The sequence below is a fragment of the Nocardioides oceani genome, from assembly GCF_030412965.1.
In the GTDB taxonomy this organism is placed as follows: Bacteria; Actinomycetota; Actinomycetes; order Propionibacteriales; family Nocardioidaceae; genus Nocardioides; species Nocardioides oceani.
The window spans coordinates 1-367 of sequence record NZ_JAUHJQ010000069.1; the positions used below are offsets into that span (position 1 = coordinate 1).

Sequence of the window (367 nt, forward strand, 5' to 3'; positions counted from 1 at the left end):
TCGACGACCGCGCACGCGATGCCGCGGTCGGTGGCCAGCACGCGCGCCTGGGGCTTGATCTCCTGCGCGGCGAAGATCCCCCGGACGGGGGAGAGAAGCGGGTCGCGGTTGAGCAGCTCCAGGTAGCGGGTCAGCTGCTCGACGCCGTCGATCTCCCCGCGGCGCTTGATCTCCACGGCCACGCTGGCCCCGTCGGCGTCGCGGCACATCAGGTCCACCGGGCCGATCGCGGTGGGGAACTCGCGGCGCACCAGCGTCAGGCCCGGCTGCAGCGTCGCCGGGTGCTCGGCCAGCAGCTCCTGCAGGTGCTTCTCGACGCCGTCCTTCTGCAGGCCGGGGTCGATGCCGAGGTCGTGGACGGACTCGT

General features: G+C 72.8%; 1 protein-coding gene. It reads right to left on the reverse strand.

The window, feature by feature from the left end; all coding sequences use genetic code 11:
• Positions 1–367 (reverse strand): endonuclease NucS domain-containing protein (locus tag QWY28_RS23310; RefSeq protein ID WP_300955305.1); only part of this gene is annotated, 367 nt, incomplete at both ends.